Annotated in this window: 22 protein-coding genes; 21 read left to right on the forward strand and 1 reads right to left on the reverse strand. The window is 53.1% G+C overall.

Annotated features, from left to right (window positions below):
- Window position 1 precedes the first annotated feature (1 nt).
- From ACED60_RS17795 to ACED60_RS17890, 20 genes are all read left to right on the forward strand, one after another.
- Complete coding sequence (locus ACED60_RS17795) at window positions 2-709, forward strand: TIGR03759 family integrating conjugative element protein (protein WP_371728102.1); 708 nt, start codon at window positions 2-4, stop codon at window positions 707-709.
- Window positions 685-1,203, forward strand: coding sequence for a hypothetical protein (locus tag ACED60_RS17800; protein WP_017108832.1), 519 nt, complete (start codon window positions 685-687; stop codon window positions 1,201-1,203). Before ACED60_RS17795 ends, ACED60_RS17800 begins: the two co-directional genes overlap by 25 nt.
- Window positions 1,200-1,592: an integrating conjugative element protein gene (locus tag ACED60_RS17805; protein ID WP_136984685.1), complete on the forward strand. Its 393-nt coding sequence runs from the start codon at window positions 1,200-1,202 to the stop codon at window positions 1,590-1,592. The genes ACED60_RS17800 and ACED60_RS17805 overlap by 4 nt, the downstream gene beginning before the upstream one ends.
- 31 nt (window positions 1,593-1,623) lie before the next feature.
- A complete protein-coding gene (locus ACED60_RS17810; protein ID WP_371728103.1) occupies window positions 1,624-1,812 on the forward strand; it encodes a hypothetical protein in 189 nt (62 codons plus the stop codon).
- Entirely contained in the window at window positions 1,802-1,996 is a 195-nt protein-coding gene (locus tag ACED60_RS17815; protein WP_136987434.1) for a hypothetical protein, read from the forward strand. Before ACED60_RS17810 ends, ACED60_RS17815 begins: the two co-directional genes overlap by 11 nt.
- Window positions 1,993-4,152, forward strand: a complete 2,160-nt coding sequence (gene traD, locus ACED60_RS17820; RefSeq protein WP_102420866.1) for a type IV conjugative transfer system coupling protein TraD — start codon at window positions 1,993-1,995, stop codon at window positions 4,150-4,152. Before ACED60_RS17815 ends, traD begins: the two co-directional genes overlap by 4 nt.
- Before the next feature lie 15 nt (window positions 4,153-4,167).
- The gene (locus tag ACED60_RS17825) at window positions 4,168-4,815 is read left to right on the forward strand and encodes a DUF4400 domain-containing protein (protein ID WP_102420865.1); all 648 of its coding nucleotides are present in this window, start codon (window positions 4,168-4,170) and stop codon (window positions 4,813-4,815) included.
- Between the two features lie 162 nt (window positions 4,816-4,977).
- Entirely contained in the window at window positions 4,978-5,280 is a 303-nt protein-coding gene (locus ACED60_RS17830) for an RAQPRD family integrative conjugative element protein (protein ID WP_102300518.1), read from the forward strand.
- Window positions 5,273-5,515 carry a TIGR03758 family integrating conjugative element protein gene (locus ACED60_RS17835; RefSeq protein ID WP_017108825.1) on the forward strand — a complete coding sequence of 81 codons (243 nt, stop codon included), beginning with the start codon at window positions 5,273-5,275 and terminating at the stop codon, window positions 5,513-5,515. Before ACED60_RS17830 ends, ACED60_RS17835 begins: the two co-directional genes overlap by 8 nt.
- Complete coding sequence (locus ACED60_RS17840) at window positions 5,512-5,856, forward strand: TIGR03745 family integrating conjugative element membrane protein (RefSeq protein ID WP_102420864.1); 345 nt, start codon at window positions 5,512-5,514, stop codon at window positions 5,854-5,856. The genes ACED60_RS17835 and ACED60_RS17840 overlap by 4 nt, the downstream gene beginning before the upstream one ends.
- Complete coding sequence (locus tag ACED60_RS17845; protein ID WP_102420863.1) at window positions 5,856-6,188, forward strand: DUF3487 family protein; 333 nt, start codon at window positions 5,856-5,858, stop codon at window positions 6,186-6,188. The genes ACED60_RS17840 and ACED60_RS17845 overlap by 1 nt, the downstream gene beginning before the upstream one ends.
- Window positions 6,189-6,200: 12 nt before the next feature.
- Complete coding sequence (locus tag ACED60_RS17850; RefSeq protein ID WP_371728104.1) at window positions 6,201-6,857, forward strand: PFL_4703 family integrating conjugative element protein; 657 nt, start codon at window positions 6,201-6,203, stop codon at window positions 6,855-6,857.
- Entirely contained in the window at window positions 6,854-7,729 is an 876-nt protein-coding gene (locus tag ACED60_RS17855) for a TIGR03749 family integrating conjugative element protein (protein WP_371728105.1), read from the forward strand. The genes ACED60_RS17850 and ACED60_RS17855 overlap by 4 nt, the downstream gene beginning before the upstream one ends.
- Window positions 7,730-7,731: 2 nt before the next feature.
- Window positions 7,732-9,210, forward strand: a complete 1,479-nt coding sequence (locus ACED60_RS17860) for a TIGR03752 family integrating conjugative element protein (protein WP_371728106.1) — start codon at window positions 7,732-7,734, stop codon at window positions 9,208-9,210.
- Window positions 9,197-9,613, forward strand: coding sequence for a TIGR03751 family conjugal transfer lipoprotein (locus ACED60_RS17865; protein ID WP_102420860.1), 417 nt, complete (start codon window positions 9,197-9,199; stop codon window positions 9,611-9,613). The genes ACED60_RS17860 and ACED60_RS17865 overlap by 14 nt, the downstream gene beginning before the upstream one ends.
- Entirely contained in the window at window positions 9,613-12,348 is a 2,736-nt protein-coding gene (locus ACED60_RS17870) for a conjugative transfer ATPase (protein WP_371728107.1), read from the forward strand. Before ACED60_RS17865 ends, ACED60_RS17870 begins: the two co-directional genes overlap by 1 nt.
- Window positions 12,345-13,307, forward strand: a complete 963-nt coding sequence (locus ACED60_RS17875; RefSeq protein ID WP_240698829.1) for a TIGR03756 family integrating conjugative element protein — start codon at window positions 12,345-12,347, stop codon at window positions 13,305-13,307. Before ACED60_RS17870 ends, ACED60_RS17875 begins: the two co-directional genes overlap by 4 nt.
- Window positions 13,307-14,608 carry an integrating conjugative element protein gene (locus ACED60_RS17880; protein ID WP_102420857.1) on the forward strand — a complete coding sequence of 434 codons (1,302 nt, stop codon included), beginning with the start codon at window positions 13,307-13,309 and terminating at the stop codon, window positions 14,606-14,608. The genes ACED60_RS17875 and ACED60_RS17880 overlap by 1 nt, the downstream gene beginning before the upstream one ends.
- Window positions 14,609-14,893, forward strand: coding sequence for a hypothetical protein (locus tag ACED60_RS17885; protein WP_102420856.1), 285 nt, complete (start codon window positions 14,609-14,611; stop codon window positions 14,891-14,893).
- A 62-nt stretch (window positions 14,894-14,955) separates the two neighbouring features.
- Window positions 14,956-16,482: a conjugal transfer protein TraG N-terminal domain-containing protein gene (locus ACED60_RS17890; RefSeq protein ID WP_371728108.1), complete on the forward strand. Its 1,527-nt coding sequence runs from the start codon at window positions 14,956-14,958 to the stop codon at window positions 16,480-16,482.
- Window positions 16,483-16,503: 21 nt separating this feature from the next.
- On the opposite strand, the gene ACED60_RS17895 is transcribed toward ACED60_RS17890, so the two are convergent.
- On the reverse strand, window positions 16,504-16,734 hold the full coding sequence (locus ACED60_RS17895) for a hypothetical protein (protein WP_371728109.1): 231 nt from the start codon (window positions 16,732-16,734) through the stop codon (window positions 16,504-16,506).
- 196 nt (window positions 16,735-16,930) lie between these two features.
- Between ACED60_RS17895 and ACED60_RS17900 the strand changes: the two genes are divergently transcribed.
- The gene (locus ACED60_RS17900) at window positions 16,931-17,518 is read left to right on the forward strand and encodes a hypothetical protein (RefSeq protein ID WP_371728110.1); all 588 of its coding nucleotides are present in this window, start codon (window positions 16,931-16,933) and stop codon (window positions 17,516-17,518) included.
- The last annotated feature ends 218 nt before the right edge of the window (window positions 17,519-17,736 follow it).

Consider the following 17,736-nt stretch of genomic DNA (forward strand, 5'->3'; position numbering starts at 1 on the left):
GATGAAGATGAAGATGAAGATTTCCATCTTATGGGTAATGTGCGCATTACTGCCAATTTTTTGGGTAGGGGCAACAGAGCTTGAGCGCAATCAGGCCTCACAAACCAACATTGAACATAACCAATCCCGCTCGCTGAGCGTCTCGCAAGACGCTCAATATTGGCAGTTAAGTCAAGCGGACTGGGCGCGCTATGAGCAATTAATGCAAAGCCCACTCACCTATGACATGCAAGAAGCGAGTCCCCTAGAAGTCTTAGCTCAGTTTGCGCGCAGTGATACTGAACGTGCGCGTTTGGCTGAGCGTTTGGTCGCGTTTGATAAACAACGTACCGATGGCTTGTTGGCGCTGGAAGTGGCGTATCGCGCCGCGTGGGCGCGGCTCTATCCTAACTTGAAGCCGATAGGGCCACGATTGCCAGAGCGCGTCGCCCTGTTTGTTCGCGCCAAGTGCGACACCTGCGTCGATGCACTTAAGCAATGGCGCTCTCATGGTGTGGCCGTGGACGTATACATGCTCGGAGGTGATGACAAAGCGTTGCAAGCGTGGGCCTCGGTCGCCGGGGTGCGCCACGGTGATGTCGAGAAACAGTGGATAACGTTAAATCACGACACGCGCGCCTTATGGATGACCTTGGCTAAAGGCAAACCTGTGCCCGTGGCCATTTCAGAGCAAGGGGAAGGCCAATGGTCGGTCGTGGCGTTGCCTTAATCATAAGCCTGTGGTGTTTCAGCGCTCAGGCGGCTATTCCGCCGCTGTATCAGAAGGTCGCCGCTCAGCACGGGATTCCCGCGAGCGTCCTATATTCCTTGGCGCTCGGCGAAAGCAAAACCCAACTGCAAAGCGGCGCAATTCGCCCTTGGCCTTGGACGCTCAATGTCAAAGGTCAATCCTATTTCTACGCGACATACCCTGAAGCGTGCCAGGCGCTGCATGGCTTTTTGAAATACACACAGATGGTGGATATTGGCCTCACGCAGCAAAACTGGCGCTGGCAAAAAGACCACTTTAACCGCCCGTGTGAGGTCTTCGACCCTACGGTGAACCTCAATCACGCCGCTGTCTTGCTCAACGAAGGCATGCGTAAACACGGCAGCTGGGTAAAAGCGGCCGGGTATTTTCACAGGCCAGGCGGGGGCCAGCCTGCTCGGCGCTATGAAGCCACCTTTGCCCGTCACTTACAACAATGGAGTCCCTCGTCATGAATCGCCGATTAACACTCATCACTCTACTCTTGTTGCTCAGTAGTCACGCCTTATCGGCCGCGGATTTATTGCAAGGCATGGTGCCGGTGAGTACGCCGCAGTTAACCCCTGGCAAGGTGGAACGACGCACGCTCAAACAAAGCGTGAGCACGCCTTTGTTTATCGTTGGGGATGACGCTTTATCCCATCACTGGCTCAGTGCTAAGCGGGACTATCTAGCGAGCATTGGCGCCATGGGGATGGTCGTCAATGTGCAGACGAAGGCGGGGTGGCAGCGGTTTAAGCGCTATAACTTAACACTCTACCCTGTGGCAGGCCGTGACTTTGCCGCCGCTTTTGGCCTTCGCCACTACCCGGTACTCATCGAGCGCGGCGAGCTCAAACAATAATAATTCACGACTTTTAATGAGGACAGCGCCTATGCCGACCCACGCTTTATCTTACGCAGATATTCAGCGCGCGATTAACACCACCCATCAAGTGCTAGAGAGTAAGACGCTAGCACCAGTGATTCTTACGCTCGCCCAACAAAGCCAGGCACACAACGTAAGTCCTGAGCGCGCTTTAATGATGCTATTAAAACCTCAAGGAGACGATGATGAGCATTAACAGTGACAACCCCTTTGCCCAGCGCTGCTTACCTCCAAAGCGCCTTGAACTTCCGTCAGCTAAAAAGGTAAGTACTCAAGCCAAAGAGGCGCATCAAGTGAAGCGCCGCATTGAAATCCTCGAAGAGCGCTGCGCCTGGCAGCGAGAGTGGGGAGTGACGCTAGATGATGAGATCTTGCAATGAGTGGTTACGCCGAAGGTCTGCTTCGCCCTGCTGATGAGCTGCTGAGCGCAGCTATGTTTAGCATGGCCGCTATCGTGGTGGTCATCGCCCCACAAGTGTTCATGCTGGCCTCTGTTTTCGCGCACCCGCTCGGTTTTTGCCTTGGCTTGTGCGCGCTGATTCGCCTTAAGCAAGGGCTCTCCGTGCTCGGGTATCGCAAGCGATTACTTCGTATGCCCTATTGGGCGATGAACTCCGATGACATGCCGGTGTATCAAAACAAGGTTTTTCTCGGTAAGGGATTTATAGTCCTGCCTCGCCATGCTCAGCGCCTTTATGATACGCGTCAAATCTGGGCAGAGCGCTACGTCACACCGTCTAAACTCTATCGCTTTGCGCGCACCATGGAAGCCAAGTACGAAGGCAAATGGATAGAGCGCTTTTGGTCTGGGAAACGTGTGATAGCCAGGGCTGGTAAAGGCTGGGGTATCATTAACACCTTTCTTAGTGCCATCAACCCGGTGAAACCTTTACCCCCGGTAGGGGGCGACTCTCGAATGCACGGCATCGGCCTTGATGAAGAGGTCGATTGTTTATTGCCGAGCAGCGCGAGAGCGGGGCACACCTTAGTGCTGGGTACAACCGGGGTCGGTAAAACGCGCCTTGCTGAACTCTTGGTAACGCAAGATATCCGCCGTGGCGATGTGGTGTTGATGTTTGACCCTAAAGGGGACGCCGACATGCTGCTTCGCATGTACATTGAGTGCTTGAGAGCAGGGCGCCTCGATGAGTTTTATATCTTACATTTAGGGTATTCCGACCAAAGTGGGCGATATTCCCCCGTCGGCCGATTTGGCCGTATTACGGAAGTCGCGACTCGCGTTTCTGGTCAACTCGACGGCGGCGGCAACAGCGCCGCGTTCAAACAGTTTGCGTGGCGATTTGTCAATATCATCGCAAGGGCGCTGGACGCGCTCGGCAAAAAGCCCGATATGGCGGCCATTCAACGTTACGTGACCGCCATTGATGAGCTGTATGTCGATTACTGCGTGAAAAAGCTGCCCTCTTATCACCCCAAAGCAGCAGAATTGGTGACCGCGCTTGAAAGTAACGTCAACGAAAAAAACACCCCGCGTCACCTGCAGGGGCGCAGCGCTCGCGTGGTCGCCCTTGAAATGTATTTTGGCGCGCACCCCGCTGCAGACGATGTACTGGCCGGACTTCGAAGCGCCATCCAGTACGACAAAACCTATTTTGATAAAATTGTGGCCTCCTTACTGCCCTTGCTTGAAAAGCTCGGTACGGGTAAGACCGCTGAAATCATCTCACCGGTGCATACGCCCGCCGATGAGCGGCCCATCATCGATTGGCGCGAGGTCATCATGCAAGGGGGCGTGGTGTATGTGGGGTTGGATGCGCTTTCTGATACCACGGTGGCCGCTGCGTTCGGTAACTCCATGTTTGCTGACCTGTGCTCTCTGGCGGGGGAGATTTATAAGTTTGGTAACGCGCCGGGCTTTGCCAAGGTCAAGCCTCGCAACATCATGATACACGCGGATGAATTTAATGAGCTGATTGGTGATGAATTCATTCCTATCCTCAACAAAGCGCGCGGAGCTAAATTTGTCGTCACCGCCTACACGCAAACCGAATCCGATATTGAAGCGCGCCTAGGCTCGCCTGCAAAAGCGGCGCAAACCAAAGGTAACTTCAACAGCTTGATATGCCTTCGGGTTCGTGAGCAAAAGACCGCGCAAATCCTCACCTCCCGCATGGCAACCGTGACCATCAAAGACATTGTGCCCGATACGGGCGCCAGTGATGCGCCCGGCAGTCAGACCGGGTTTCATTCAAGCAATAAAGACACTTTGCAAAACAAAGAGGTGCTGCTGGTCAGCGATAACGACATCACCAATTTACCCATTGGCCAAGCCTACGCTGAGCTCGAAGGCGCCAAGATTTGGAAGCTTCGCTTTCCATTGCCAGGCAATGAAGGCGACCTCGAACTGCCAGAGGATATCCAAGCCTTAGTCGATGGGATGCTCCAAAAAAGTCAATCGGTCAAAAGTACGCACGACTGGCTGCACGACACCGAGCAGTTCAACAGCTGGATGAATAATGCCTACCTTGGGCTCGATGAAGATGAATCAAAGTCGCCTATTCATGAAGTGCAATAAAACCCAGGAGGCCTTGTGGCAGAAAAAACACCAAACCCACCCGTAAAGCGAGAGGAGCCGACGCCTTGGTATGGCCTGCCTTTTGTGGCTTTGGGGCATCTTTTCTGGATATGGGTGCTATTAATACTGATCGAGTGGTTCGCGCCTTTTTGGGGGCAAGTGACGGGGCAACACGCCAAAACCGTGTTAGTAGAGCACATCACCTTGCTGCAAAGCGATCAGCCGCATCTGGCGGCAAAGGTGATGGGACTGGTGAATGCGCTGAGTCAACGCATCGAGACTCTGCTTAGCATTGAGTTTGATGGGGCATTGGCTTTTGCGAACGTGTATTGGCACGGCGTGGTGTATGTCACCCTTGCGCTGTTTGTTCGCGTCGCGCTGCTTTTTTTTAGTTGGCCTTTGTTCTTACTGACCAGCTTTCTTGGGGCCTTCGATGGGCTGATCTCTCGTCAGCGGCGCACCGCCTTTGTCGGACGTGAAACCGAGACCACCCATTACTACGCGCGACGAGCTGTCTCTATGACCATGATCGGGGCCGGTTACTTATGGCTGTTCATTCCTGGGATTTGGCCCCTACCTCCGACCTTAGTGTTGTTGCCTGCAGCAGGCATAACAGGGTTACTGGTTCGCACCAGTGTGGCGAGCTATAAGAAGTACCTCTAAAGACCTGCCCTAACTAGAGCCTGAATAAATCCTTTTGAGACTATATCACAATTTTAGAAATTAATACTCGTTAAAAATACATCCACCAATGTATTTCTATCGAGTATTTTCTATTGCCTTTTTGCTAGCGTGTTGACGTCTTTCTAATTAGGAGTCAACACCGTGAAATGGCCACTTTTATTCTGTCTGAGCGTGCTCAGTCCTAACCTGTATGCCGACGTCGATACCGAGCAGCGAGAGCTGGCGTTAGTCTCTTCTCAGCTCAACACCCTCGACTATCTCATCACGCGCGCTGAGCGCGAAGCCGATTATCGCGCCGCACGTCAGTTTGATTACGATGCGCTGCGCCTTGATATCCGCACCCTTCAAGCGGGCATCGATGCCTATTTACGCCCTGAGCGCAGCGCGCCAAAGCCTGTCACCCCACTGGGCGGCGACTACCTTTCGCAGGCGCCTCATGAATGACCCCCTTTTAGCCTTCGAGCATGGCGCCGGTTTTGAGGCCAATACATTGGCACTGGTGTTAGCGGGCCTCACCAGCGCCTTGCTGATGCTCTGGATGCTGTGGGTGTTCTGGAGCGGCTTTCGCGGCATGAAAAACAAAAAAGTGACCAAAGAGGTGTTTCGCCGCTTGGTCTTTCGCGCCGTGTTTATCTTTCTCATCCTTCAATGGTTTTTATATTACGGAGTCGCAACATGATCCAACTTCGAGCGTTTTTTCTTTTTGTCGTCACTGGGCTGCACAGCCTGAGCGCGATGGCGGACATCCCCACTAACAATACCCCGTCTCAGGGCGGCAGTGACAACATCTTAGAGCTCATTTACGCCTATGCCTACGACATCTTGCTTTACGGGGGCGGCATTTTCATTGCCTTCTGCTTTGTCTATTTCCTGGGGCACATCTGGGATGTATTCAGCAAAATCAAAGAGAAACAGGCCACCAAAAAAGACCTGCTCAGTGACGGCGTGATTGGCGCTGTGCTTTTGCTGCTGTCGGTATGGGGGCTCAACTACGGCCTTGATATTTTGGAGGGCGTGTAATGCGCTGCGCTTCAACCTTAAACGTCATGCCGCCTTTTTATAAAGGTCTCTCGATGGGCGAGATGGGGCTGCTGGTCCTGGTGTGCATGACCCTTACCGGATTGCTGGGGTTGGCGCTGTACGTGGCGTTTGGCGCGCCGCTCATTTTATTTACCGCCTTACTGCTCGGGGCGCTCGGCGCCTTTGCACTGCCCAAGAGCCTCATGCGAAAGCTCAGCCGAATCAAAACGCACCATTGCCAACATTACGCCAGCAAACGCTTTGAACGCTGGTTTCACCCAGAGCGCTATCACGTTGAGGCGCGCCGCTTTGCCTGCAAACGCATCGGCTGATAAGGAGAAAACATGAGTCAACCACCGAAAAGTCGATTTCGCGCCTCACTGGCCGGGCGAGACAGTCACATCCGGTCGCTACGCTGCGCGCTCGCCATGATGAGCACTCTTGCGCTGGTTACCACTTGGGGCTGGTATCAAGCCGGTCAAGACATCACGGTGCATACGCCGCCCGATTTAAGCTCAGGCTCCTCACGCCCGTGGTGGGAAGTGCCTAAGCCCAATGTGTATGACTTTGCCGTCAATTTATTTGGACTGATTAACCGCTGGCCCAGTGATGGCAATCAGCAATACAGCGAGAACCTGCATCGTTACACCGATTACCTGACGCCCAGCTGCAAAAAGGTCTTAACGCAAGACTTTCAAAACAAGCGCCGCACAGGCGAGTTGTCGGGACGCGAACGCAGTCTAGCGCCCATTCCCGGTTACGGCTTTTCAGATTGGCGCGTCACCACGCACAGCCGTGACAGCTGGACGGTGCAAGCCGATTTAGAGCTCAAAGAGTACGTCGATGGCACCTTGGTCAAACATAACTTCATCCGCTGGCCACTGCGCATTGTGCGTTACGACATTGACGCCGAGCGCAACCCTTGGAAGCTCGCCATTGATTGTTTTGATGGCCCAGCAAGAGAAATTCAATTCAATGAAGCGCAGGAGAAAGAGCAATGATGCGAACAATGATGAAAAGAAGTGGGGGACTGTGGCTGACATTGCTGCTGAGTCTGATGACTCACATTCATGCTCAGGCCAGTACGCCTCGCGCCATGGAGTGGCGGGGCGTCCCGCTGCAAGTGGTGCTCACGCCAGGACAAGAGACCATTTTGGCATTAGGCAGCGACGTGCGCGTCGCGCAACCGGCGCACTTAACACCTTACCTGTCCGTAACCTCACTGGCAGGGCGAATTTACCTCACAGCCACCGAGCCTTTTGATACCACTCGCCTTCAAGTGATGCGCCTGAGTGATGGACTGCGCTTAATGCTTGATGTCAGCGCCAAAGCAGGCGTCGTCACCCCGCCGCAGATTGATATTGTCTTACCAAGCAATGAGACAGACAGCCATGATCGCCAGAGTGACGCCTTGACCCAGCGAAGCAACGAGTCACACCTCTCACAATTGAAGATGGCGCCGCAAGCCCTGTTGGTGCGTTATGCCATGCAAAGTCTTTACAGTCCATCGCACGCCATTGAGCCTTTATCTGGCGTGATGCGAGCGCCGATGGGGCTGCCTCGTGATATCAGCCTAAGCGCGTTCAGTCAGTGGCAAGTAAGCGCCAAACCCATCGCGGCTTGGCAATTGGGCGAGCAGGTCGTGACGGCTGTGAGCCTAACCAATAAGGCACCGGGGCGTGAAACGCTCGACCCACGACGCGTCACCCTCAGCCCTCGCTGCTTTGCACTGCGCTGCGCGGTGAGCTTTTCCCATCCAGAAATCGGGAACGCAGGCTCACCCACCGCCCAAGCGACGGCCTTTATTGTCACGCCAGGGCCCCTGACAGGATACCTATTACCCAGCCATTTACCTAACCATGGAGGGGAGTAGCGATGTTAAATAAAGGAAACCCCGTCATACGACTGGCGGCGCTTATCGGCGCGACCGGCTTTATCGCGGTGTTGGTCATCGCAGTCTTAAAGCCGTCAGACATTGAAGCCAACGTTGAGCCCGCCGAAGACATTACCCCGGTCAGCGTGACGACGTCACAAACCCAAGCGCAAGTGCTGCAGGCGTTTGATGACAGCCCATCGGACACCATTCGAACGCTCAATGCCGCATACTCAAAAAGTGAAGCAGAAAAGAAAGCCCTCTCGGACGCGTTAAAGCAAACGCAGCTTCAGGTTGAACATCAGCAAGCCCAAAACAATGAACAAGTGAAAGCCCTTGAAACCCAATTAAGTCAGCTTGCCCAAAGACTCAACTCATCATTAAGCACCATTGAAGAGAAAGTCAGTCAAAGCCGAGATCACCTCAAGGTGCGTCAAGCGCCAGTGCGTGAGGTGATAGATGTCTCTTATGACGACCTTGGCATTGATTCAGGACGACAGGGACTGGCCGTGGGCACGGCGCCGGGCGACTATCACCCATCCTTTGAGGCTAAGGGCGTAGCTCAGGACGACTGGGTTTGGACCGAGCCGCTGGATGCAACTCAAGACAAAGAGGGCAACTGGGTAACCCCTGCCACCCAAGCGGTCAAAAACGCCTTGAGCTCGGCGGACGATGCGTTTACCCGTCAAACCGGTCGATTTGATGCCAATCAACAAGACGGAATACCAGTCTACACCCTGCATCGCGGCACCATGTTGGCCGATGCGGTCAGCATGACCGCACTGATGGGGCGCATTCCCTTGAACGGCCAAGTCACCGACCCTTATCCGTTTTCGATGATTCTAGGGCGTAAGAACCTGATGGCCAGCGGGTTTACCCTGCCGGATGTCCAAGGGGCTATCGTGACGGGCACGGTCACCGGCGACTGGAGTTTGTCTTGTGTGCGCGGCGTGGTCGAATCCATCGACTTTATTCGCGCCGATGGCTCGATACTCTCTTACCCAGAAGAACTTGAGACGGTAGATTCGGGGTTTGACGGTTCATCGATTAAAACCACGGATTTGGGTTTTCTGGCCGATCCCAACGGCAACCCATGCCTAACCGGGGAGCGTATCTCGAATGCCCCTGAATACCTCACCACCAAAGGATTGCTTGACGCCGCTTCTGCAGCGGCCAATGCAGCGGCCAATGCCGTGGCCATTTCACAGCAGACCATTTCGGTCGATGGCTCAACCAGTACCTCAGCCTTGACGGGCAATGCGGCGAAAAACGCCGCCGCTGAGTCTGCTGCAGCGTTCACGGGCACCGTTTCAGAGTTTATTGAGGCGCGCATGGGCTCAAGCTTTGATGTGGTGTACACCCCGCCCGGTACTAAAGCCAGTATTCACCTTAGAAAACCCGTGACACTGCGCGCACCAGCGATACCTGTACGCGTGCGTTACGACACTCAAACCCAAGGAGCGACGTATGAATTACCGTAACCTTATTAGCGCGATGAGCCTGCTCGGATTACTGGGCTGCTCAACGTCGCAAGATGACACCTTACCCAACCCCCAAACCAACTCAGAGCAAGTGTGGCAAAACCAAATGTCAGGCGGTGGAGTCAGTACGGATGCGCTCAGCCAAACGCAAGGTGAGCTGCGCATGCCGCTTGATATGACCACATTGGCGCAGCGCCAAAGCGATTACACCCGAGACAGTTGGCGCGAAGCGACCAACGTCTTCCCAAGACTGCCCAATCCCGATGTGGTGCTCTATGTTCTGCCGCATCAATCGGGCGCGCTGCCGGTACCTGGATACAGCACCGTCTTTCCTTTGTATGAGCGCGTGCATTACGCCGCGCCCCTAGACAGTCCGGCGAATCTGCCTAAGGAGCATTGGTAATGTTGAAAAAAATGCGTCATGCCGTCACCCACTTTTTTACCGAAGGTAAAGCGCTGGAAGCCCCACCAATAGATTACAGCGTGCCACCGTCGTTTGCGGCCAAACTGCCTTGGATTGAAATCAGCGATAAAGGTCTGGTGCAACTGGAAGACGGTCGTTCGATGGGCCTGTTTTTTGATATTACGCCGCTGGTCACAGAAGACAAAACGCAAGCGCAGCTTGACAGGGTGATACAAAGCGTCACGAGTACCTTGTGCAATCCTGAAATAGTGAGCGATGAACACGCCTTTGTCGTTCAACTGTTTGCCAGAGACATCGAGAGTGCGGGGGAAGTTGTCGATACGTTGTGGGATAAAGCCAAATGCCAAGATGGGTTTACTCGCGCCGTATTGGAGGCCGATAAACGCCACTTTGAACTGATTGGCAGAGAGCAGGGCATTTTCTCAGTGGGCGGGAGAGCCTGGCGCGGCCGAGAGCGTCAAGTGCGCCTCGCCGTGTATCGCTGGATGCCAGAAAACGCGACACCCGCCGCGCTGAAAGCCAATCTCAATCAGCTAAAACGCATTCGCCGCGCCTTTTTGGAGCCGTCGAGTTTTTACTCGCAAGGTATCGCCGTGACGCCGAGCAACGGGGAAAGCATTCATGCGTGGTTAGATCCGTTTTTTAATCCCTCCGGCATTGCCGGCGAAACTCCGCGCTATCGTCCGCCGCGCAGTATTATCGACCAAGACTTTTCAGAGCGTCTGCTGCGAAGTGGCATTCGCTCCGACGTTGAAAACGGCCTGTGGTGGTTTGATGGGGACAAGCCCATGGGGACGCGCGTGATGGAGCTTGATACGTGGGGCAATGAGCACTTTTTGGCGGGCGCCGTGTTTGGTGAAGTCAGCGAGGATGTACCAGAAGGCGAAAAACAAACGCGCCCACACCATGTGCTGTTTGATGAGCTGCCATCGGGCACCATGATGGCGATGACCTTACTGCCACAAACCAAAGCCGAGGCCAGAGCGCGGCTTCATCGCGTTCGTGAAGCCGCCGTCGGCGAAGAGCCCGCACTCGAAGCCATTCGCAATGAGTGCGACGATTTCAACGTTCTGGTCGAAAAGCACCCGCTGTGGCGCGGTCAACTGGCCTTCTACGTACAAGGGGAAAGCGTTGACGACATCGACGCCCGCACCCAATCGCTGCGCTCAATCTTTAATAGTCGCGGCCTGTCTATCCGCTTTATTAAAAACAACGACCAAGAGTCCCCACTGGACAGTTACTTGCGTTGGCTGCCCATGAACTACCACCCAGAGCGTGATGACAAGTTGTGGTATTGCGGCTGGGTGTGGCTGGAAGACATGTTGCGTCTGTCGCCGCTGTTTGGCCGCGCAACCGGCACGGGTAGTGACTTGTTTCAGTATTACAACCGAGGCGGGGAATTATTGGGGTTTGACCCATTAAAAGATTACTCATCGAACGCCCATTTAAATCTCTTTGGCCCCTCAGGCTCAGGCAAATCGGCCACACTCGTCGGCCAATGCTTGCGCCTGATGGCGCTGCACAGACCGAGGCTGTTTATCATTGAAGCCGGCAACAGTTTTGGGTTGTTTGGGCAATTTTGTGAACGCTACGGGCTCAGTGTCAATCGTATTCAGGTGAACGCCAAATCCCATGGCCTTATGGCGCCGTTCGCCGACGCCAAACATTTAGTGGGTCAAGCCGTCCCCCATGTCAGTGACGATATCGCATTGGACCTTGAACACCTTAATGACAACGACTCTCCAGAGGATGACCATCGCGATATCTTGGGCGAGCTGGAAATCATGGCAAGATTAATGATAACCGGGGGGGAGCAGCGCGAAATGGACGATTATCGCCGCGCTGACTCTTCCATGGTGCGCGATGCAATTAAAGAAGCCGCCGAGCATTGTCATCGTTTAGATGAGCAAGTCAGGCCCACTCACGTGAAAGACGCCTTACTCTCATTTAGCCAAGATACGTCAAGGCCTGAGGCGCGCCGAGAGCGAGCCCGTCTGATGAGCGAAGCCATGGCCTTTTTCTGTGATGGATTGGAAGGGCAAATTTTTGACCAAGAAGCGCAGAACTGGCCAGAGGCGGACGTTACCATCATCGATTTAGGTCTCTATGCCAAAACCGGGTATGAAGCGCAAATGGCCGCCGCGTACATCTCCTTGATTAACCGCATCAATGGCATTGCCGAGCGTGACCAATACTCAGGGCGTGACATTGTCACCCTGACCGATGAAGGCCACCTCACCGCGTCCAATGAGCTGCTGGCGCCTTATGCGGTCAAAATCGTCAAAATGTGGCGAAAGCTTCGCGCCTGGTTCTGGCTGGCCACGCAAGACCTAGCGGACTTCCCGGCCATTGCGCGCAAGATGCTCAACAACGCTGAGTGGTGGGTAATGCTCAATATGCCCGAAGATGAGTTGACCAACCTAAGCGGCTTCAAAAAACTCACAGAAGCGGAGAAAAACCTCATCCGCTCGATGCAATCAGAAAAGCACAAATACAAAGAAGGCGTCGTCACCGGACAAGATGGCAAACTGATGCAGCGTTTCACTGTGGTTCCCCCTGCGCTGTACCTAGCGTTAGGAGAAACCGATGGGGAAGCCAAAGAGCGACGCGCCGCTCTTATGAAAGCCCATAGTATCAGTGAGCTCGATGCGGCCTTAATGAAAGCCAAGGAGATAGAGCAAGCCAGACGTGACTATCAAGGGGAATGGTCATGACCAAACTTGTTTGTTCGTTAAGCCAGCGGTTAGCGGTAACACTACTCGCCAGCCTTTTGCAACCCGGTTTAGCCATAAGTCAGGAGGTCACCACCGCCGAGGTCATCGCCAGCGCAGCCTGTCCTGAGTGCTTGGATTACGAAGTGATAGGAGCCTGCGTGTGGATGACCTGTACGCCAGCAGGGTGCTCCACCGACACCTCGATTAAGGTCAAACACCGCTTGCCCGACTTTGTGGTGATGAGCTACCCCGAAACCGGGGAGGCGCCTTGGCAAGACACCGCTTGGATGTCACCAGACAATGCCTATTCAGAGAACGGCGGCCACAGTGCGCGTCGCAGTGTGCAAGGTCTGGATAACACCTCGATGCGTTTTTACAACAGCGACGTCATCGGCCACCCAGGCGGGCAGACGATTTTCTCACTGCTCGCAAGCTTTGGTTACTCGTTATCAAGTCAAGCGACGCCGCTCATGCCGCATTATTTATCAAGCCTTGACCCACTGGGTTGGCGCTACAACTTGCCGGACATTCTGTCCACTCAAACGTGGAACCCACTGACCGATGCGCTTGGTAACTTTGGGGATGTCTATCCGCGTGGCGGCTTTGTCTTGCAGCGTCATTCGTTTAAAGCTGCAGCACTCACCGCCTTTCGCGCGCTGCATGTGGTGACTCGAATGGGCGAAGGCCGAGTGTATCAACCTTTTACCCCAACGCCGCACCCAGGCTTTTGGCCACCGGGGCCCGTTAAACCCAATAACGAAGAGACCGCCTGGCAAATGCTCTCACCCATCGCCCAAACCGATGCGACTGTCTGGCCACAGTTCGATGACAGCTTAACGCCTTACGACCCTTACGCGCCGCACATCGCCTCAGACGACCAGTACGTGTGGGCGGCGTGGCGCCTATACAAAGGCTGTCAACGCCGTGGTAGCACGCTGATTGCCCACTTTGGAGAATAATGATGACCCATATTTGGCCGCTCAAAGCGGCATTACTGCTCCCCCTATTGATGAGCGCCAGCGCGCACAGTTCGATAGGAACGAACGTAAGCCTTAAAGCCGACAACGACAGCGTTCTTCACTACACCTTAGGCGGCGGGCCGGTCATCGCACTGCCCGCCAGACAAGAGCGCATCAGTCCCACCGCCCTTGGCGTCGGTTGGGACATGAACCTGCAGTGCGGGATGTTAGACCCATCGGTCACCGTTGAGAATCAACTCAACGGCGTGACCGAAGGGTTTCAGGACATGATGGGCGATATGCTCACCAATGCCACCTCAGCAGTGCTGAGCCTGCCAGGCTACTACCTGCAGAAAAAAGACCCCGGGCTTTACGATTTGATGACCAACGGCGTGCTGCAAGGCAAGTTCGATTTTGATGACGCCAGCAGCTCGTGTGAGGCCATGGTCGACACCATGGGTGAGATGAACACCGATAAGGCCTACGCAACACTTGCCCGCGCGCAGGCGTGGACCAATGCCGTAAAAAGTGGCGACGCCGTCAGAGCCAAACAAGAAGTGCAAGACGACATGGGCGACTCTGGGGTGACCTGGGTGGGCGGCGCCAAATACGGCGGTCGCAACCAACCAGCCATCAACGCCACCACGGATGCGACGCGCGCCGGCTTCACCTTACTGTCGGATGAATCGCAAAAAGAAAGCCACCAAGGCCTTTATCGCTATTGGGACAGTGAAGAGACCATGAGTGACTGGGTGTCTCAAGTGATTGGTAGCCAGTCGGTGCAAACCGGTATGGACAAAAGCCGAACCGAAGCCACACCGGGTATTGGTCTATCTCAAGAAGTCACAGAGGTGAGCACCGCGCTGGAAAGTGAACTTCGAGGCGCCATCGCAGAGAACAAAGAGACCGAACACTTTCCCAAAACGCTGATAGAAGCGCTTACCGAGCGAGAAGTGGACAACAACACCATATCGCGCATTGCCAGTGAGCTCGCGCTCTCTCAAGCGATTGAAAAAGCCCTGTACGCGCGCCGCGCGCTGCTCACGGGCAAGTACGAAGTCAATATAGCTCAGCACGCCACGGCGCAAAAAGACATCGACAACTCGATTGCTCGCCTTGAGCGTGAGATTGACATGCTGCGCTACGAAGCCGAGGTCAGACAACAAATAGGCACCCGCACCGCCCAAGCAGTGGTGAATGACTACCGCTACCAAAGACCACAAGTTATCCCGCAAACCCCTAAATCCGACTCGGTCTTTTTAGACAAAGACCGATATGACAACAGCCCTGGAGAAGAATAAATGAACATCTCAACAGCCCAACCTCAAAGCCGGTGGCGCCGAAGCCGCCACGTCATCACACTGCTTTTGTGCTTGCTCGTCGCCAGCGCACTGGCTTTTTCACTGGACGGGGACACGCTATCAAACAGCGCATACGCCTGGTACATGGTCGTCATTCGAGCGGCCGTCTACGGCCTCGCGCTGTGGCGCGCTAAGCGCTACGCCTTTGGTATCGCGCTTGCCCTCATGCTCAACGAACTCATCTTACTCACCCAATACGTCGATTTAGGAGCCTTCTCATGGTAGTCAACGATCCGCTTTCCGTCTTACTGACGCTGACCAGCTGGCAAATCTCTGGCAAAATTTTCATGATATTGAATCAAACCGGCCTGATTGTCTTTATGTTGGCCGTCATTGTGTTCCAAGTGTGGTTTGATGTCGCTCAAGAGGGCGAAGACGAGGGCAACAAAGGCCTGCTCAGTATGAATCGCACCGAGGTCAAACTGATGTTGGCCGGATTAGTGTGCTTTTTTGCCGTGATACCGATGTACCCAGTTAACGTCAACACGCTCGTCATGGACCAAAATGCCAGCGAATCGTGCGGCGTAGGTATCAGCAGCGGGGCAACCCACAGTGACCAAAGCTCGTTAAATGGAGAATTGGTTCATGCCCCGATATGGTGGGTGCTCTGGCACAGTATTTCGCAAGGACTGACCAACGCGGCGGTCTCCTCGGTGCCGTGTCACTACGATGTCGAGCGCAGCATGCTAAAACTCTCTCAAATCGACATTAAGAGCGAGCAACTCAGGCAGGAAACCCAAGACTTCTACGAGCAGTGTTATACGCGAGCGCGTCTGATGATGAAGGCAGCCGCGCGTAAAGAGCGAATGACTCAAAACGACTTTGATAATGCCAATTGGATTGGGGGCTCCTACTTCCTTGGCTATAATCTGGCCGCGCCAGAGACCACCTATAATGGCTTACAAGCTGAAAATATCGTATTCAACTTCCCGTACAACGCAGAGCGAGACGATCCGGTGCAACAGAAGTATCGCCGCACAGCGATTGATACCAGCGCCGCGTACCCAATGTGTGACGAATGGTGGGACAGCACTCAAGGCGGTCGCAGTGATGGCCAGCGCGCAGGCTTGTTGTGGCGCTTGTTCAATCACATTGAAGACACCAACCCTGAATTGATTCATGACGTGCTGGACTATGATGGCTTTTTCTCAAAAATAATGGGCTCTGAAGTCACACCTGCCGATAAGGCGAACATGCTGGTTCAGCGCGTGTTGAGTGTTGAAAATCAATCGACCAGTGGCCGCATTGTTCGTGGCTATGGCCAGGTGCTTGATAAATCCCTCGATCACCAAGTCAGAGAAGTTTGGAATAGCGCGGCAGGCTGGGCAGGGTTACAAATTGGGCATATCTTCACAGGCCCGGCTTACTTCATTGTGCGAGAAGCGATGCCGATGCTGCAGTCTTTGTTGCTCATTGTGGTGGTGATTGCGAGTCCGATTGTGTTAACGGTCAGTAATTATTCGATGATGACGCTGATGTCGCTGTCACTCTCTTATACAGGATTGTTGTTCTTAACGTTTTGGTGGGAGTTGTGTCGAAGTCTGGACAGTAAGCTGTTGGAGGCAGTGTATTCCATGCATGACAACTTTAATCCGATAACCGGTACGATCAACAGCATGGATGATTCGATATTAGCGTTTGTGATGATCACGTTCTACGTGGTAGTGCCCGCGATATGGTTTGGGGTATTAGGTTACGCCAGTTATCGCGTGAATGGGGTGTCGATGGATAGTGCTATGGAAAGGGTAAATCAAGCTACTCAAAAAGGCTTTGAGTTTACTCATAGCAAAATCGCGGCAGCAGCAAAAAAATAAGGTGAAGTATAATAGAGGAGGTTAATGGTAACCTCTTCTACAACCTTCTTCATATAAATCATCAGCAGCTTTAGACCAAGCATTTATGAATGTGTCTCGACTACTTTCTGATTTTAATGTCGATAATACTTCAGTATCACTAAGAGTAGAATGGCGACACAAAGCATTACGCTCCGCTTCCACTTCAGCATGTAGACGATCACCTTTCTCATCTCGGTATGCCTGACGCCATTTTTTCAGGAATGCTAACATTTCGGCCTCTTTTGACTCAATACGGTTAAATTACCATCAGATTACGCTTTTATGCAGACGGTTGCAAATCGAATCTTAAGCTTGACTGATTTTCACACAGGTTACGCCCAATTTTTGTGGATAACTGTTTTAATGTGTTATAAAAACATAATGTTAAGTTGGAATTCGACGAAAAAAACGGAAGGCTAAGTCAACCATGGCAAAGACAATTCACTATGACATTCAGCAAGTTAAAGTTAGAAGCGATAAAGAAAGCGCTCGCCTGACCAGTCAGTGGGATCAGGTTCGACAAATCTGTCGTGAAAAACCACTCGGAGAGGTCGCGAGAGCAAGATTAGCGTTTAACCTTGTCGATTACATCACAAGTGAAGATCTGCCTTTTCGCTTACTTATCACCCGTGCACCACAAGCCATAGCCACCATCGCTGAAGAAACCCGAGTGTATAAAGAACATCGCGTCATTAATGGTAAACAAAGCGGGATGATTTACGCCAAAAGCGAACAAATGTTGCCAAGAGAAATCATCTATACGAATGAGTTTGTGGCAACCCGCTACGTTGATGGGATAAAAACACCACTATCAGGCACTTCTCTCGTTGATTGCCTCAAGACTGGAGAGGTCATAACACCACTCGATGGCATTCTGTTTTTAGACTGTAAGCGCATCGCCAGTGACATAGCGCGCCTTAAAAAAGTCGAACCAACCATGAAAATCAATATGATGCGCATCGAAGTATCAGACAGCTTCACAGGCACAACAAGAAAGATGGCGAGTTACGGATGAATATCGAGGGAGCTGTTATTTCCTTATTGGTTATCATGATAGATAGCTGAAACTAATTTTTGGACATTTATTTGTCAGCGAAATTGCTAAATTAGTAATTCATGAATAACTACAGGGGCTCTTCTCCGCTTAGATGAGCTTGATTTCTGGGTAAAAGGTAGAGTGAGTTTCTAGGATTGAGGTTTGTCTAATCTTCAATTTAAAGTAATCAGTATCCC

The sequence above is a fragment of the Vibrio sp. 1F279 genome (assembly GCF_041439815.1).
In the GTDB taxonomy this organism is placed as follows: Bacteria; Pseudomonadota; Gammaproteobacteria; order Enterobacterales; family Vibrionaceae; genus Vibrio; species Vibrio tasmaniensis_A.

Bases quoted from the DNA above. Each gene is read 5' to 3' on its own strand.
- ACED60_RS17795 (WP_371728102.1), top strand. From the start codon at position 2: ATGAAGATGAAGATGAAGATTTCCATCTTATGGGTAATGTGCGCATTA.
- ACED60_RS17800 (WP_017108832.1), top strand. From the start codon at position 685: ATGGTCGGTCGTGGCGTTGCCTTAATCATAAGCCTGTGGTGTTTCAGC.
- ACED60_RS17805 (WP_136984685.1), top strand. From the start codon at position 1,200: ATGAATCGCCGATTAACACTCATCACTCTACTCTTGTTGCTCAGTAGT.
- ACED60_RS17810 (WP_371728103.1), top strand. From the start codon at position 1,624: ATGCCGACCCACGCTTTATCTTACGCAGATATTCAGCGCGCGATTAAC.
- ACED60_RS17815 (WP_136987434.1), top strand. From the start codon at position 1,802: ATGAGCATTAACAGTGACAACCCCTTTGCCCAGCGCTGCTTACCTCCA.
- traD (WP_102420866.1), top strand. From the start codon at position 1,993: ATGAGTGGTTACGCCGAAGGTCTGCTTCGCCCTGCTGATGAGCTGCTG.
- ACED60_RS17835 (WP_017108825.1), top strand. From the start codon at position 5,273: ATGAATGACCCCCTTTTAGCCTTCGAGCATGGCGCCGGTTTTGAGGCC.
- ACED60_RS17840 (WP_102420864.1), top strand. From the start codon at position 5,512: ATGATCCAACTTCGAGCGTTTTTTCTTTTTGTCGTCACTGGGCTGCAC.
- ACED60_RS17845 (WP_102420863.1), top strand. From the start codon at position 5,856: ATGCGCTGCGCTTCAACCTTAAACGTCATGCCGCCTTTTTATAAAGGT.
- ACED60_RS17850 (WP_371728104.1), top strand. From the start codon at position 6,201: ATGAGTCAACCACCGAAAAGTCGATTTCGCGCCTCACTGGCCGGGCGA.
- ACED60_RS17855 (WP_371728105.1), top strand. From the start codon at position 6,854: ATGATGCGAACAATGATGAAAAGAAGTGGGGGACTGTGGCTGACATTG.
- ACED60_RS17860 (WP_371728106.1), top strand. From the start codon at position 7,732: ATGTTAAATAAAGGAAACCCCGTCATACGACTGGCGGCGCTTATCGGC.
- ACED60_RS17865 (WP_102420860.1), top strand. From the start codon at position 9,197: ATGAATTACCGTAACCTTATTAGCGCGATGAGCCTGCTCGGATTACTG.
- ACED60_RS17870 (WP_371728107.1), top strand. From the start codon at position 9,613: ATGTTGAAAAAAATGCGTCATGCCGTCACCCACTTTTTTACCGAAGGT.
- ACED60_RS17875 (WP_240698829.1), top strand. From the start codon at position 12,345: ATGACCAAACTTGTTTGTTCGTTAAGCCAGCGGTTAGCGGTAACACTA.
- ACED60_RS17880 (WP_102420857.1), top strand. From the start codon at position 13,307: ATGATGACCCATATTTGGCCGCTCAAAGCGGCATTACTGCTCCCCCTA.
- ACED60_RS17885 (WP_102420856.1), top strand. From the start codon at position 14,609: ATGAACATCTCAACAGCCCAACCTCAAAGCCGGTGGCGCCGAAGCCGC.
- ACED60_RS17890 (WP_371728108.1), top strand. From the start codon at position 14,956: ATGATATTGAATCAAACCGGCCTGATTGTCTTTATGTTGGCCGTCATT.
- ACED60_RS17895 (WP_371728109.1), bottom strand. From the start codon at position 16,734: ATGTTAGCATTCCTGAAAAAATGGCGTCAGGCATACCGAGATGAGAAA.
- ACED60_RS17900 (WP_371728110.1), top strand. From the start codon at position 16,931: ATGGCAAAGACAATTCACTATGACATTCAGCAAGTTAAAGTTAGAAGC.